Genomic DNA, 14320 nt, shown 5'->3' on the forward strand with positions numbered 1-14320 from the left:
TAAAAAAAATTTGTTTAATTTAGATAAAATAAAGACTTGTCAAAAAGCGTTTGCAAGTCTTTAGTACTAGCATAAATAAAAAATAATAAAAAATCAACATCATTTAACATATAAATTTACTTTTATTATGAGTTTTATATTATAAAATTGTGTTTAAAAAATTAATTGAGTTATATAAATTTTACATGATTTGAGTATACTAATAGAATAAATTATTATATAGTTATACTTATATGAGATGAATATTTTACCAATCCCATCTGATAGTGTATAATTAGGTGATAAAGCAGATGATAAATATTAATTTAAACAATCATAATAACATTTATACAGACAATTTGTGATAAAAAAGTTATCATAATTTGTTTGAAATTAGTGTAATAAAGTTTACATTAAATCAAAAATATAAATAAGTAATTTTAGCTTGTAAGAATAATAAAAAATATAGAAAGCCATGTGACAAGTAAGAAAAAATGCTGTGTTTTAAGAAATATAAATGATACTATAATGAAAAGTAAAATAGGAGGGAAAAATGATACCAGGATTTAAAGAAAGTTTGTTGGGATTAATAAATGAAAGCGCATATAATCCTCTAAAAAAAGAAGAATTAGCAGAAATATTTGATATACATTCATCAGAAATGCCAATGTTTTATAATTTTTTAAATGAATTAGAAGAAGATGGATATATATGTTTTACTAAGAAAGGAAAAATAATATCTCCAAATCAAATGGGATATTTTGTTGGAAAATTTGTATCACATAAAAAGGGATTTGGATTTGTGGAATCTGATGTTGAATATACACAGGATTTATTTATCTCAAGTGACAATATAAATGGTGCTATGCATAATGATAGAGTTATGGCAGAAATAGTAGTACCTGCAACTGAAGAAAAGAGAGATGAAGGAAGAATAGTAAAAGTTATAAAGAGAGAAATAACTAGAATAGTAGGAACTTTCCAATCAAGTAAAACTTTTGGATTTGTAACACCAGATAATAAGAAATTTACTAAAGATATATATATACCTAAAAAACATTTTAGTGGAGCAGTCGATAATGATAAGGTAGTATGTGAAATTACAGTATGGCCACAAGAAGATAGAAAACCAGAAGGTAAAATTATAGAGATACTAGGTCAAAAAGGTGAAAGAGGCGTAGAAATAGACTCTATAATAAGAGAACATGGTCTCCCAGAAGAATTTCCAAAGAAAGTATTGCAAGAAGCAGAAGCTGTAGCTGTTGAGATTACTCAAGAAGAGATAAAAAGGAGAAGAGATTTAAGAGATTTAAACATATTTACTATAGATGGAGATGACGCAAAAGACTTAGATGATGCTATATCAATAGAAGTATTATCTAATGGAAACTTCAAATTAGGAGTTCACATAGCTGATGTTACCCATTATGTAAGAGAAAAAAATAAACTTGATAAAGAAGCTTTAAAAAGAGCTACATCAGTTTATTTAGTAGATAAAGTAATTCCAATGTTGCCAAAGACTCTTTCAAATGGAGTATGTAGTTTAAATCCACTTGAAGACAAGTTAACTCTTTCTATATTTATGGAGATAGACCATAAAGGAAATGTAGTTAAGCATGAAATATGTGAATCTGTAATAAATTCAAAAGCTAGAATGACCTATACAGAAGTATCTGATATATTGGAGAAGGATGACGAAAAACTTAAAAAGACTTTTGAACATGTTGCTGAAGATTTTAAAAATGCTGAAATTTTGGCTAAAATTCTTATGTCAAGAAGAGGAAAAAGAGGTGCTATAGATTTCAATTTCCCAGAAGCAAAGATAATTCTAAATGGAAAAGGTGAAGTTGTAGATATAAAGCCATATGAAAGAAGAATATCTAATAAAATAATAGAAGAATTTATGCTTATAAGTAATGAGACAATTGCTGAACATTTTTATTGGATGGGGATACCATTTGTGTATAGAATACATGAGACACCATCTTTGGAAAAAATGGAAGAATTAAGTAAGTTTATATCTACATTTGGATATACAATAAAAGGTGATAAAGAGGAAGTACACCCAAAAGCATTACAAGGTATAATAGAGAAGATAAAGGGCAAAAAAGAAGAGGGAGCTATCAGTACTATAATGCTTCGTTCTTTAAAACAAGCTAAGTATTCACCAGAATGTAGTGGACACTTTGGGTTAGCAGCTAAATTCTACTGTCACTTTACTTCACCAATAAGAAGATATCCTGACCTTCAAATTCATAGAATAATAAAAGAATCCTTAAACAATAAGATAAGTGGAAAAAGACAAGAACAGCTTACCACTATAGTGGATTATGCATCTGTTCAATCATCTGAGAAAGAAAGAAAAGCAGAGTTAGCTGAAAGGGATGTACATGATTTCTATAAGGCTCTTTATATGAAGGATAAAGTCGGTCAAGAATTTGAAGGTGTTGTATCTAGTGTAACTTCATTTGGAATATTTGTTGAGTTAGATAATACTATAGAAGGATTGATAAGGCTTGCAAATATGAATGATGATTACTATATTTATGATGAGAGTTCTTATAGTGTTTTAGGAGAAAGAACTAAGAAGTCGTACAAGATAGGTGACCTTGTTAAGATAAAGGTTGAGAGTGTGAATGTAGATTTTAAAGAAATAGATTTTGAAATAGTTGAAAAGATAGAGGAATAAGTAAAATCATCTAAAATTAGATATGAAAAGTTATAGTATTTATGGTGTGGTTAAATATATAATACTCAATGAAAATAGATAATTAAAAAATATTTAATGGAAATATATAATCGAAAAATATTTAATGAAAAACAGATATCTAAAATATAGATTTTTAATACAAAATAAGTGTATCATTTAAAATTTAAGATACACTTATTTTTTTATTTTATATAAAGTTTTGTTTTATCTAATTTATAATAACGTGTTGCTTTGTATAAATTTAGTGTTAAAATTATAAAAAACGCTACTTAGGAGGAATGGAATTATGGGTATGATAGGATGTTATACTAGAATAAGTGAAGAAGATGTTTTGAAATTACAACAAGCAGAAGGCAATTTACAAGATTTTGTTTTTGAAGATGTACATGAAAATAGTACTATTAATATCGATAAAGCATGGCATGCTATTCACTTTACTTTAACAGGCTGTTCATTTGGAGGAGATGATGATAATATATTTAGCAAATTGGTGTTAAGTGGAAATATATTTATGGAAATTGATGGAGAGCCACCTGCAATGCTGATTACTGATGATGATGTAAAAAAACTATCAGAAGCAATGAACAATTTGGAAGAACAAACGTTTAGAAAAAAATTTAATATTAGTGAGATGTTAGAAAATAATATTTATCCTGTTATGGATGATGAGAATGAAGAAGAGTTTTTTGATTATGTATGGGCAAATTTAATTGAACTTAAAAAGTTTATAGAAGAAGCGACTAATGAAGGACAAGCAGTAATATTTTGTATAATGTGATGATTAGAATATTAATGTACTTACATATCTTAGCCCATGGATAAGTATGCTTTTAAAACACATCAATTATTTCTGAGTTCTTGTGGTGTATAGCTACATATGTTTAAATTTATCTTAAAAGGCTAAATGCTTTATCCTAAATTAGTGTCATCAGAATATAAGTATGTAATAAATATCTCTTAGAGCAAACTATATAATATGACTCTAAAATATGTGAGCCTACAATAGGCATTTAATAATCTTTTAGATTCCAATTTAATTAATATAATTTTAATAAATTTTCTAAAGTTTAATCAGTTGATTTAATTATAGCTCTAAATAATATCTTTTACAGATATAATTTCAAAAAGCTATGTATGAGAGCAAGTTCACTTAAATTTTTAAAATCAAATAAAGTTAAATCTCTTGACTACCTTGATTATTTTGTGAACTTAGTATAGATGTAAACTTTATTATTAAGAAAATACGAGATTTTAGATAAGCTAATGCCTAATTTAAATAATAAGATGAGAAATATAATAGGACATAAAAGCTAGGAATAAGATAAATATAATCAAAGAATAAGGGATGAGAATAATTACCAAGAGAAATCATTACTTGAATATGTTTATGAATATTAGACTATGTTCCTAAATTGAATTGTATATATATCAAGTATAATAATTTGAAACAGTGTGGAAATTTTTATTTAAAAAATACACATAAATATTTCCACACTCTGACTTTATAATAATAATCTAATAAAACTTATAGTGACTTTATAAACTCAATAATGATTTAATAAATATTTATAAAACCACTATTTTTGCTTAGAAACTTTATTATTCATATTATCATTAGTAGGCATTGTTCCAAAGCTTAATTTTTCGTACATTACTTGAGTTGGAGCTAGCCAAACTGTACCGTTACCAGTAAATGTATTTAAGAAACCTTCACCATTTAAAGCAGAACCAATTAAAGATTTATCTGATTTTGTAACAGAAAAATTAACTCCAGATGTTCTTGCTATTGCAAAGTTACCATCTACCTTTAATTCTTCGCCATTTTTCAATTCATATTCTACGATTTCACTTTGAGGTACAACACATTCTAGAACGATTACACCAGTACCACTTAATTCTATTTGGAAGAAGCCTTCACCACCAAGTAAAGCAGATGAGAAGTTCTTTTGTGTAAATGCTTTTACTTCTATTGTATCAGAGCAACAATAGAATAATCCTTTATCAACAATTATAGAATCATTATCAAGATTCATAAATAAATAATGTTTAAAAGAAGGTTCTAAGTAAACTTCACCAATACCTTTGTATACAGGTTTCATCATTGATTCATTAGTAAGTGCTCCTGATATTCCTTTTTTGAAAAGACCTCCAACACCACCAATCTTAGTTTCAGAAGATATATTTCCTTTATAATAGTACAATGCACCAGCCTCTGTCTTTATTGATGAATTATTTAACTTTATCTTAATTTGTCTAGCTTTCAAGCCAGCCTCTCTAGCAAAATATAATCCCATTGCCATTAATGGGCTAGAAGCTCCCTCAAGTTTTTCAAATTCTAATACTTCAAATTCACTCTTACCATCTGATGCATTTTCTAAAATTTTTACTTTTTTGCTTAAATCCATACAAATTTCTCCCTACTATGTTAAAATTTATCTCTAAAATATTATAAGATATAACTATATATTACATTTTTTTTAAAAAAATGGCTACTTTATCATCAAATTTTTACCTATTTTTAAGAAGTTTTTGAAATGTTTAGATTTGAGTTAGATTGTTTAAGGATGTATAGTTATTTCGATAGGTATTTTGAGTATTATTTATTATTTGTGGGTATTATATTTTATGGGTATATTATTTATTCTACATTGCCTAACTAACTTAATATATCAGTGAAATATTGACTAAAAGACCTAAATATGTTATCATACAAGTTAGTCAAATAATTTGGCAACATTAAATATTTAGCAAATTCCTAATATTTATTGAAGAAATTTCTAGCAAAGAAGGTGAGATTTATATGGCTGGTAAAAAAATATTAGCAACAAACAAAAGAGCAAAACATGAATATTTTATAGAAGAAACTTATGAATGTGGAATTGAATTAAAAGGAACAGAAGTAAAATCAATAAGACAAGGTAAAGTTAATCTAAGTGATGGATTTGCATCTGTAGATAATAGTGAAGTATTTTTAAAACAAGTTCATATAAGTCCATATGAGCAAGGAAATATATTTAATGTTGATCCTTTAAGAGTTAGAAAACTATTGCTTCATAAACATGAAATAAGAAAACTTATTGGAGCAACTACTATAAAGGGGTATTCACTTATACCACTTAGTTTGTATCTAAAAAACGGTAAAGTTAAAGTAGAGATTGCCTTAGCAAAAGGTAAAAAACTATATGATAAACGTCAAGATATGGCTAAGAAAGACGCACAAAGACGTATAGAAAGAGAAATGACAGGGAAGTATTAAACTAGATAAAACTGTATTTTTTAGAATAAAATTCTTTATTATCTAGAACATAACATTGATTTTTATTCTTAAAAGTATTATATTATATATACATTAAAAATTTAATAAAAATGGTGATAAAGTTTGCGAAGAGTCTACTGGACTATAACTAATCAAGGGGGCGTAAAGGTTTCGACGTGGGTTTGGAACTTGAGGCTGCATGTCGTGTTACTCTGGGTCACGTAAAAACTGGGGAACTTTAAAATAAACGCAGACGATAATTTCGCGATAGCAGCCTAGTTGCTGCTCGTCCCTCTTAGTCCTCCTGCCGACTAAGACTGGACGTCATTATGCAGGGAACTACTTTATGGGTGTCTCGACTTGAAGTAGATTAATTGGGACTGGCTAAGCATAGAGCCTGCCACTTGGCGTTATGTGAGGCGAGATATTAGTGAAGTTGGCTAAGCATGTAGATGCAGCAAGGAAAAGATTTGCGGACAGGGGTTCGACTCCCCTCGTCTCCACCAATTTTGAAAAAAGAATGATGAAATACTTGAAAATACTAGTCTTTAGTGACTAGTATTTTTTATTTTGGTGATGAAATCCACCAACTGTACCCCAACCACAGAAAATGAGTTTTTTTTGGGGGTATATTGGGGTGCATTTAGGCTGTATAAAAAGTTTTTATTTGTTTATTATTTTATTTGTTTATTATGATAATAGATAACATAGAATTTTAATATCTACTTTATGATATAATATTTTTATAAATGTAAGACAGTTTAAGTTGTTAATTAGTAAAAATATATATTATATAAGCTTGATAGGAGTTGAGGTTTGTAATGGATGAAAGAAAACTAGAATTTTCTATTTTTTGCATTGAAGCTTTAGCAGAAAAATTGAATATAGATTCAGAAGGAGTTTATAAACTTCTTAAACATGATACTGATATTTTAGATAACTATATAATACCTTGCTATGAAGCACTACATTCTCAAAGTAAAGATTACATAGTGGAAGATTTAATGCAAGTACTTAAAGAAAAGGGTGTGATATAATGATTGTATATCATGGTTCATATTGTGTAGTAAAAACGCCTAATATTACCTTTTCAAGAGATTCTTTAGATTTTGGAAAAGGATTCTATGTAACCAGTATAAAGACACAAGCAATTAACTGGACAGAGCGTTTTAAAAAAAGAGGTAAAAAAGCATATTTAAATAGTTATTCTTTAGATATTGATAAATTAAAAGAAAACTGCAAGGTAAAAATCTTCAATAGTTATAATTTAGAATGGCTTGATTTTATAATAGAATGTAGAAATATGAGTGATATATATATGAAATATGACATTATAATAGGTGGTATTGCTGATGATAAGATTTACAATACAATAGAACTGTATCAAGATAATCTTATTGAAAAAGATGAAGCTTTAAAAAGATTAAAATACTATAAACCAAATGAACAAATATGTATAACCAATCAAAATGTAATAGATAAATATTTAAAGTTTAGGTATGAAGAGGAGGTATAGTGATTATGGAAGCAAATAAAACATTATTACAAATACTATATAAAAAAATCATATTAGAATTTTCTAAGCAAACAGGTAAGAGCTTGGAAGAAAGTATGGATTATTTATATACTTCTGAAACATATAAACTTATAAGTGAGGGTGTATCAGATATGCACTGTAAGGGTCATATATACTTGGCTCAAGAATTAATGTTAGAAAATGGATTAATGTACCATAAAGGCTATCCAAGATAAATAGTTAGAAACGAGATATGAATTAGGGATACAAGATAATATAAAATTAATTTGTATCCTTATTTTGATTTTATAATTAACTTATATGGAATCATAGCATTTTTATGTATTTGCTTTTTACAATGAAAATATTTTATCTAACTTTTCTACAGCTTCAACCTTCTTATCTTCCATAACTTGAGTATATATATTTAAAGTTATTGATATATCATAATGACCCATTAAAACTTGTACAGTTTTAGGAGGAACATCATTCTCAAAAAGTCTAGTAGCATAAGTTTTCCTAAGACCATGAAACTTTATAGGCTCTATATTTAAGCTATTTAATATGGACTTTAAATTCCTTAAAGGTCTTTTATCATCTATAGGGATGCCTAATTCATTGCAAAATACATAATTATTATTTCTATATAATTCTCCAGTCTTTAATATATCTTCATTTTGAAGTTTATCTTTAACTTCCTTTTGAGTCTTACCATAAAATTCTTTTCTTATTGGTTTACCATCTTCATTATAGCCAATCATTATACGGGAACGCCAACCATCTTTATATTTTCCGATAGAGCCTTCTCCATTAGCTCTTTTAGTTGCCATTTTTAAACAGCTCCTTATATGATTTATAGTTATATTCATCAAAGAATGTAATACATTTCTCTAATAAGAATTTTATAACTTCATCAGCTTCTAGTGTTTCATAGAAGTTTAGCATTAATGTGTTGTATTCTTGTTTATGTTTAGCTGGTATTGATAGAACTCCTATATCATTACTTATAAGTATTAGGTTTGAGGTAAGTCTAGCAGTTCTTTTGTTGCCATCATAGAAGAATTGACAATAGGACAACCATAAATTTATTATTATAGCCTTTTCTAAGGGGTTAGTTATTTTATCTATGATACTTATGTCACTTACAAATAAATCATTTAATAGAGTGGCTTCTATGCACTCATATTTGGTAGTACCAGCTATTCCTATATTACCATTTCTAAAATCTCCAACGATTAGAGCTTCATCTTTTGTAACTATTTTATGTATAGAGCAAATTGTATCTTTATTTAAAGATAAGTTTTCTTTGTTACTTAATTTTATTACATAATCCCATGATGATTTTATATTTAGTATTTGATTTTGGTCACTTAATTTATGTCCACCTACTGTTATACCATCAAGTAATGTTTGTACTTCTGGGAATGTGAAGGGATTGTTTTCTAGGTTACCCATATCATATACAAATTCACTTATCATTCTTCTAATGTATGTTAAAGTATATTTTTTATCTCCATGAGGTAGATTAGTAGGAAATTTATATTTGTATTTTGGCATATATGATTTATTCATGATTGTAGCTCCTTCCTTCCTTATTTAATTCTTATCTAATTATGACTATATCAAAATTAATAAGTTATTACTAGCATATAGCTTTTTATTATTTTTGCAAATGTAGTAATCATCTTCTGAATTATACTTTATGTTGTCTACAAGACCTATATCATTTTATATTTTCTTGTTTTACTAACTTCATAATTGGAAGGTTTAATAAAAGAAAGTTGATTATTATTTTCAAGAAATACATAATTTTCCTCACTTTCATAACCAGCGTCAGCTATTACTTTATGATATTTAAAATTAGTATATTTTTCTATAGACTTTAAAAATGATATTAAAGTAGTAGTATCTGTAGGTTGAGAACCTGAATTTGCCCATACTACATATTCAGAATCTACACCAATTTGAATATTATATGTAGGTTTAAGTTGAACATTCTTCATGTAGTCTTCTTTCAGCCTCATAAATGTTGCATCTTTATCCGTTTTAGAGTAGCTGTTTCGTTCACCCATTATATAAAGATCTTTAATATACTTTTTTAACCTATTGATATAATTACATAATTTTTGAATAGACGTTTTTCTTTTACCTTTGCCATGAACAAAATAACTCTCTCTTCTCTAGCTATCTTTTTAAGTTTTTTAAGTAACTTTTTTAAGTGACACATTCTTATTTTATCTTTATAAATTACCTTAATGCCAAAATCTTGTTCGCATTTTAAAATAAAGTAAGGTAGCTCCTTTAACATTTTAGGCATATTTTTTTCAATAATTTTTCTCCAAACAAATGTACATCTATTAGCAACAGATTTAATTTTACTTCCATCAATAAATAATGTATCTTTTGAAATTTCATTAATATCACCAAGATAATTTGTAAATTGAGACATTATATACCATCTTCACCAACTACATCCTCCATAGTTTTACACTTTCTTAATTCAGCTTGGTAATCTAAATCTGGAATAATTATTTCTCTTTGTTCTTTCATTTCTTTACCTCCAAAAGTTTAATATGAATATTATTCCAAACTTACCAATTTTACATTCAAAAAAGACTGTAGGTAAGTTTGTATTTACACAAACATACTTATCAGTCTCTTTTTTTTGAAATTAATTTAGCGTGAACTATAGTACGAGCATCTTTAAATTCATAGTTACAAGTATATAAAGTTATAATTTTATCTGAAATATCTACCTTTATATCAGATTTGTGTACTGATTTTTCAGTTATATAATTCAAATAATCTTCAAACTCATCATTACTATTAAAGTGTATATTTAAATAATCTCTGTTAATTAAGTCAGCAGTATATACTGAAAAAATTTCATAAGTATAAGTTTGTTCTTTATATTTTATTTCTACTAAGTTATTTTCTTTGAAAAATGCTTCATCAGTATAGTTTTCTAGCTGACCAAACATAGTTCTATTTTTCATATAATGACCATAGACTATTATTGTTGCCAGTGTTTTCTCTGAGTTTAGTATATACTTCATCAGCTTTTCTATATTCAGATAATTTTATGTAAATCGAAAGGCTAGAGAAAATTAGTGTAATAATGCAAATAATGTTTATTAATATTTTTACTAGTTTTTTCAATTAATCATCTCCTGTATTATTATATAAAAGATTAAATAAATTTTATATAGTTAAAATTTTTATTATAGTTATTTAGTAAATAATAAATACTTATAATATATAAGGTTGAAAAAGCAGTATATTCATTGACAAATATGAGTTTTAAGTATATATTAAAGTTATTAGAGTGTATGTTAGGATGTATATAGTGTATATTAGGATATATATAGTGTATATTAAAAATTCTTTAGGGGAGGGGGAATTTATGCAACAAAAATGTAAAAAGAAAGTACTATCAATGATTTTAAGTATCTCAATGGGACTTGGATCAGTAGCATCATTTAATACATCAAATACTTTCGCAGATACTATAGAAGAAAGTACAGAAGGAAATGCTAATGCAGGAAATGCAGAAGGAGATGCTAATGCAGGAAATGCAGAAGGAGATGCTAATGCAGGAAATGCAGAAGGAGATGCCAATGCAGGAAATGCAGAAGGAGATGCTAATGCAGGAAGTGCAGAAGAAGATGCTAATGAAGTAATTGTAGAAGAAGATGCCACTGCAGAAGAGTCTATGTCTGTAGGAGACTTTAAAATTAGTGGTGGAGAAATAAATGTTGATTTTACATTTGCAGGTGGTGTTTTAACTATTCTTAGTGGAAAACAAATGACAATTCAAAATAATGATCATAATATTCCAACAAAACATAGGATTGTTATACCTAAAGATGTAAAAGCTGAATTAATATTTGATGGAGTAAATATTAAAACCGCATCTAATAGCCCATTTACTTTAACACCAGATAAAGATGGTGGTGCATATGCACATATTATATTACAAGATGGTAGTGAAAACATACTAGAGTCAGGTGATATATATTATCCAGGTATGAGAGCAGGAAAAAGTACTACTCTAATTATTGATGATTCTGTTGTAAATAGAGATATTGAAGGAGACTTTATAGTTCCTGAGGGTGGAAAAATTCCTAGAGATGTAACTCTAGAAAATGGAAATACGCTAAAAAAAGGAGATCGCCTTACACTACTAGATAGTAATAATAGAGGAAGTTTAAAAGTTGTTGGAAATTATTATGCTGCAGGTATTGGTGGTGGAGGTACTGAAAATGGAGGAAATATTATTATCAATGGTGGTGCTATAACTGCTGTAGGTCAGGAATCGAGTAGTAATAGGGGATATGGAGCTGGAATAGGTGGAGGTGGTAGCGGTACTGGTGGAGATATCACAATTAATGGTGGTACTATAACTGCTAAAGGCGCATACCATGGAGCTGGAATAGGTGGAGGGTACTATAACTCAGCAAAGAAGCAATTAAGTCCAGAAGTAGTAGATCCTAGCACAGGTTCTGGTTATAGTGGAAATATTACAATTAATGGTGGACTTTCCTATTCATATGGAGGGGCACATGGTAGTGCATTTGGAGATGGATGTGTTCAATCAGGAGCAAATAATAGAGGATATCGTATACTTGTAACTGGAGGAACGATTTTACCTTATATGACAGGATCAGGAGGTTGGATTTTTGACCTAAGTGCTACAACAGGAGAGGTTATAGTAACAGGTGGTTCATTAAAAGCAACAACATTCAAAAGTTTCAATGGAGCCGTTGCATACGGTGATTTAGAAAAGAAAACACACGTTTTTATGAGTAAAATATCTCTAACATATTTAGGGGAAGATAAAGTTGATACTACACTAGTTGAGGATTTTAAAATGCTAATTGATGGGAAAATTTATCCTTATGGAGCGCCTAGTTATACAGATGATCAAGGGATTCTTTACTTATGGTTCTCTGACCAATTCACTGGTTCTGAAGTATCTGTTGATTTAACTGTTGTAGATAAAATTACTGGAGAAGTTCTAAAACCAGATGATTTTTATATTAAAGATATAGGTTCAGGTTCTTCATTTTTAAAGCAATATGAAGAATTTACTATTGATAAGACTCCACCATATTTGATTAGTAAAAGATATGATGGATTACCATTTGAAAAAGACGTAGAAGAAGGATTTTTAGATTGGCTATTAAAAGATGGTGGTATTCCAATAACTACTCCTAAAGGTGAAAAACTTACAGATAAAAAATTTATGACTATTAGTTCTCAACGTTTAGATGATGAAACGATGCAACCAGATGTAAATTTAGGAAGTGATGACCTTACAAAACAAGTTGATGCTGGAAAATATCAATTAAGCGTTACATCGACACAGTTTTCTAGTGAATACCCTTTTAATGATGCTTATTGGGGGCATAGAGCATTTTATAAGGCAGAAATTATTCCTGCTGATGCAGAAACTTCATTAGTTGTAGAAGAGTCTAAAGTTAAAACTGATGTTTTTAAACCAACAGATACGTTTACATTAAATGCTACTGTTTCACCTGATAAGAAAGAAGGACCAGATTGTGCCTCTCCAAGAGGTTATGTACAATTCTATATTAATGGAAAGGAATATAAAGATCCAGTAGAATTAAAAACTCATAATAAGGGTAGTGGGAGTCATAATTATAGTACTGCATCTATTGAATGGAGACCTTTAGATAATAATAATCATATTTTTACTACTGAACAAACTATTACTGTAAAATATATTGGAGATGATATAAATTACATTGAAGGTAGTGAGGATGAAAAGAAGTTAAAGTTAGATATGATAAATGTAGATATAGATGGGGATGGAAAACCGGATATAAATATAGACACTGATGGGGATGGAAGGCCAGATATCAATATAGATACGAGTGGTGATTGGAAGCCAGATATTAACATAGATACTGATAATACAGGTGAATGGAAGCCTAGTACAGAAGGTGGAAATGGAGATGGTATTTGGAAACCTGATAAAAATATAGATACCAATGGAGATGGAAACCCTGATACAGATTATAATCGTCCAGCAGTAGATACAGATAATGATGGAGTAGATGATTATTGGAAGCCTAATAAAAATGTAGATACTGACTCAGGAGGTTATGATACAGGTAGTCCAGATCCAGATAACCCGAATCCAGATAACCCGGATCCAGATAACCCGGATCCAGATAATCCAGATCCAGATAACCCGAATCCAGATAATCCGGATCCAGATAACCCAGATCCGGATAACCCAGATCCAGATAACCCAGATCCAGATAATCCAGATCCAGATAACCCGAATCCAGATAACCCGGATCCAGATAATCCAGATCCAGATAACCCGGATCCAGATAATCCGGATCCAGATAACCCAGATCCAGATAACCCAGATCCGGATAACCCGGATCCAGATAACCCAGATCCAGATAACCCGGATCCAGATAACCCGAATCCAGATAATCCGGATCCAGATAACCCAGATCCAGATAACCCGGATCCAGATAACCCAGATCCAGATAACCCAGATCCGGATAACCCAGATCCAGATAACCCGGATCCAGATAACCCGAATCCAGATAATCCGGATCCAGATAACCCAGATCCAGATAACCCGGATCCAGATAATCCAGATCCAGATAACCCGGATCCAGATAATCCAGATCCAGATAACCCGGATCCAGATAATCCAGATCCAGATAACCCGGATCCAGATAATCCAGATCCAGATAACCCGGATCCAGATAACCCAGATCCAGATAACCCGGATCCAGATAACCCGGATCCAGATAATGGAGGAAATAGCAAACCAAATCCAGATAATGGAGGAAATAGTAAACCGGATCCAGAT

General features: G+C 29.2%; 13 protein-coding genes and 1 other RNA gene. 8 read left to right on the forward strand and 6 right to left on the reverse strand.

Annotated features, from left to right (window positions below; genetic code table 11):
- The first annotated feature begins 532 nt into the window (after positions 1-532).
- Both rnr and KGF42_RS12190 read left to right on the forward strand, forming a co-directional pair.
- Positions 533-2668 carry a ribonuclease R gene (gene rnr, locus KGF42_RS12185; protein WP_227826415.1) on the forward strand — a complete coding sequence of 712 codons (2136 nt, stop codon included), beginning with the start codon at positions 533-535 and terminating at the stop codon, positions 2666-2668.
- Between the two features lie 307 nt (positions 2669-2975).
- Entirely contained in the window at positions 2976-3467 is a 492-nt protein-coding gene (locus KGF42_RS12190) for a YfbM family protein (protein WP_227822848.1), read from the forward strand.
- Positions 3468-4266: 799 nt separating this feature from the next.
- Here KGF42_RS12190 and KGF42_RS12195 read toward each other — a convergent pair.
- The gene (locus KGF42_RS12195; RefSeq protein ID WP_227822849.1) at positions 4267-5094 is read right to left on the reverse strand and encodes an AIM24 family protein; all 828 of its coding nucleotides are present in this window, start codon (positions 5092-5094) and stop codon (positions 4267-4269) included.
- Positions 5095-5489: 395 nt separating this feature from the next.
- Between KGF42_RS12195 and smpB the strand changes: the two genes are divergently transcribed.
- The 5 genes from smpB to KGF42_RS12220 all read left to right on the forward strand — a co-directional run bounded on the left by smpB (position 5490) and on the right by KGF42_RS12220 (position 7697).
- The gene (gene smpB, locus KGF42_RS12200; protein WP_227822850.1) at positions 5490-5945 is read left to right on the forward strand and encodes an SsrA-binding protein SmpB; all 456 of its coding nucleotides are present in this window, start codon (positions 5490-5492) and stop codon (positions 5943-5945) included.
- A 156-nt stretch (positions 5946-6101) separates the two neighbouring features.
- Positions 6102-6451: a transfer-messenger RNA gene (ssrA, locus tag KGF42_RS12205) on the forward strand.
- Between the two features lie 315 nt (positions 6452-6766).
- On the forward strand, positions 6767-6982 hold the full coding sequence (locus KGF42_RS12210; RefSeq protein WP_227826416.1) for a DUF3791 domain-containing protein: 216 nt from the start codon (positions 6767-6769) through the stop codon (positions 6980-6982).
- Entirely contained in the window at positions 6982-7461 is a 480-nt protein-coding gene (locus KGF42_RS12215; RefSeq protein ID WP_095892698.1) for a DUF3990 domain-containing protein, read from the forward strand. Before KGF42_RS12210 ends, KGF42_RS12215 begins: the two co-directional genes overlap by 1 nt.
- Positions 7462-7466: 5 nt before the next feature.
- Positions 7467-7697 (forward strand): hypothetical protein, encoded by a 231-nt coding sequence (locus KGF42_RS12220; RefSeq protein ID WP_021362065.1) that lies wholly within the window; start codon positions 7467-7469, stop codon positions 7695-7697.
- Between the two features lie 117 nt (positions 7698-7814).
- Here KGF42_RS12220 and KGF42_RS12225 read toward each other — a convergent pair whose 3' ends face one another.
- The 5 genes from KGF42_RS12225 to KGF42_RS12245 form a co-directional block, all read right to left on the reverse strand.
- Entirely contained in the window at positions 7815-8291 is a 477-nt protein-coding gene (locus tag KGF42_RS12225; RefSeq protein WP_227826417.1) for a tyrosine-type recombinase/integrase, read from the reverse strand.
- Positions 8281-9033 carry a Fic family protein gene (locus KGF42_RS12230; protein ID WP_227826418.1) on the reverse strand — a complete coding sequence of 251 codons (753 nt, stop codon included), beginning with the start codon at positions 9031-9033 and terminating at the stop codon, positions 8281-8283. Before KGF42_RS12230 ends, KGF42_RS12225 begins: the two co-directional genes overlap by 11 nt.
- Before the next feature lie 146 nt (positions 9034-9179).
- Complete coding sequence (locus KGF42_RS12235; protein WP_227826419.1) at positions 9180-9533, reverse strand: transposase; 354 nt, start codon at positions 9531-9533, stop codon at positions 9180-9182.
- Between the two features lie 26 nt (positions 9534-9559).
- Positions 9560-9910, reverse strand: coding sequence for a hypothetical protein (locus KGF42_RS12240; protein ID WP_227822857.1), 351 nt, complete (start codon positions 9908-9910; stop codon positions 9560-9562).
- A gap of 202 nt (positions 9911-10112) precedes the next feature.
- A complete protein-coding gene (locus tag KGF42_RS12245; protein WP_227826420.1) occupies positions 10113-10517 on the reverse strand; it encodes a class B sortase in 405 nt (134 codons plus the stop codon).
- Between the two features lie 347 nt (positions 10518-10864).
- Between KGF42_RS12245 and KGF42_RS12250 the strand changes: the two genes are divergently transcribed.
- On the forward strand, positions 10865-14320 hold a 3456-nt coding region (locus tag KGF42_RS12250), incomplete at its 3' end, for a hypothetical protein (RefSeq protein WP_227826421.1).

Source organism: Clostridioides sp. ZZV15-6383, assembly GCF_020657735.1.
Classification (GTDB): Bacteria; Bacillota; Clostridia; order Peptostreptococcales; family Peptostreptococcaceae; genus Clostridioides; species Clostridioides difficile_D.

What these genes read in the sequence shown, in the direction of transcription:
- rnr (WP_227826415.1), top strand. Translation starts at nt 533, where the DNA reads ATGATACCAGGATTTAAAGAAAGTTTGTTGGGATTAATAAATGAAAGC.
- KGF42_RS12190 (WP_227822848.1), top strand. Translation starts at nt 2,976, where the DNA reads ATGGGTATGATAGGATGTTATACTAGAATAAGTGAAGAAGATGTTTTG.
- KGF42_RS12195 (WP_227822849.1), bottom strand. Translation starts at nt 5,094, where the DNA reads ATGGATTTAAGCAAAAAAGTAAAAATTTTAGAAAATGCATCAGATGGT.
- smpB (WP_227822850.1), top strand. Translation starts at nt 5,490, where the DNA reads ATGGCTGGTAAAAAAATATTAGCAACAAACAAAAGAGCAAAACATGAA.
- KGF42_RS12210 (WP_227826416.1), top strand. Translation starts at nt 6,767, where the DNA reads ATGGATGAAAGAAAACTAGAATTTTCTATTTTTTGCATTGAAGCTTTA.
- KGF42_RS12215 (WP_095892698.1), top strand. Translation starts at nt 6,982, where the DNA reads ATGATTGTATATCATGGTTCATATTGTGTAGTAAAAACGCCTAATATT.
- KGF42_RS12220 (WP_021362065.1), top strand. Translation starts at nt 7,467, where the DNA reads ATGGAAGCAAATAAAACATTATTACAAATACTATATAAAAAAATCATA.
- KGF42_RS12225 (WP_227826417.1), bottom strand. Translation starts at nt 8,291, where the DNA reads ATGGCAACTAAAAGAGCTAATGGAGAAGGCTCTATCGGAAAATATAAA.
- KGF42_RS12230 (WP_227826418.1), bottom strand. Translation starts at nt 9,033, where the DNA reads ATGAATAAATCATATATGCCAAAATACAAATATAAATTTCCTACTAAT.
- KGF42_RS12235 (WP_227826419.1), bottom strand. Translation starts at nt 9,533, where the DNA reads ATGGGTGAACGAAACAGCTACTCTAAAACGGATAAAGATGCAACATTT.
- KGF42_RS12240 (WP_227822857.1), bottom strand. Translation starts at nt 9,910, where the DNA reads ATGTCTCAATTTACAAATTATCTTGGTGATATTAATGAAATTTCAAAA.
- KGF42_RS12245 (WP_227826420.1), bottom strand. Translation starts at nt 10,517, where the DNA reads ATGAAGTATATACTAAACTCAGAGAAAACACTGGCAACAATAATAGTC.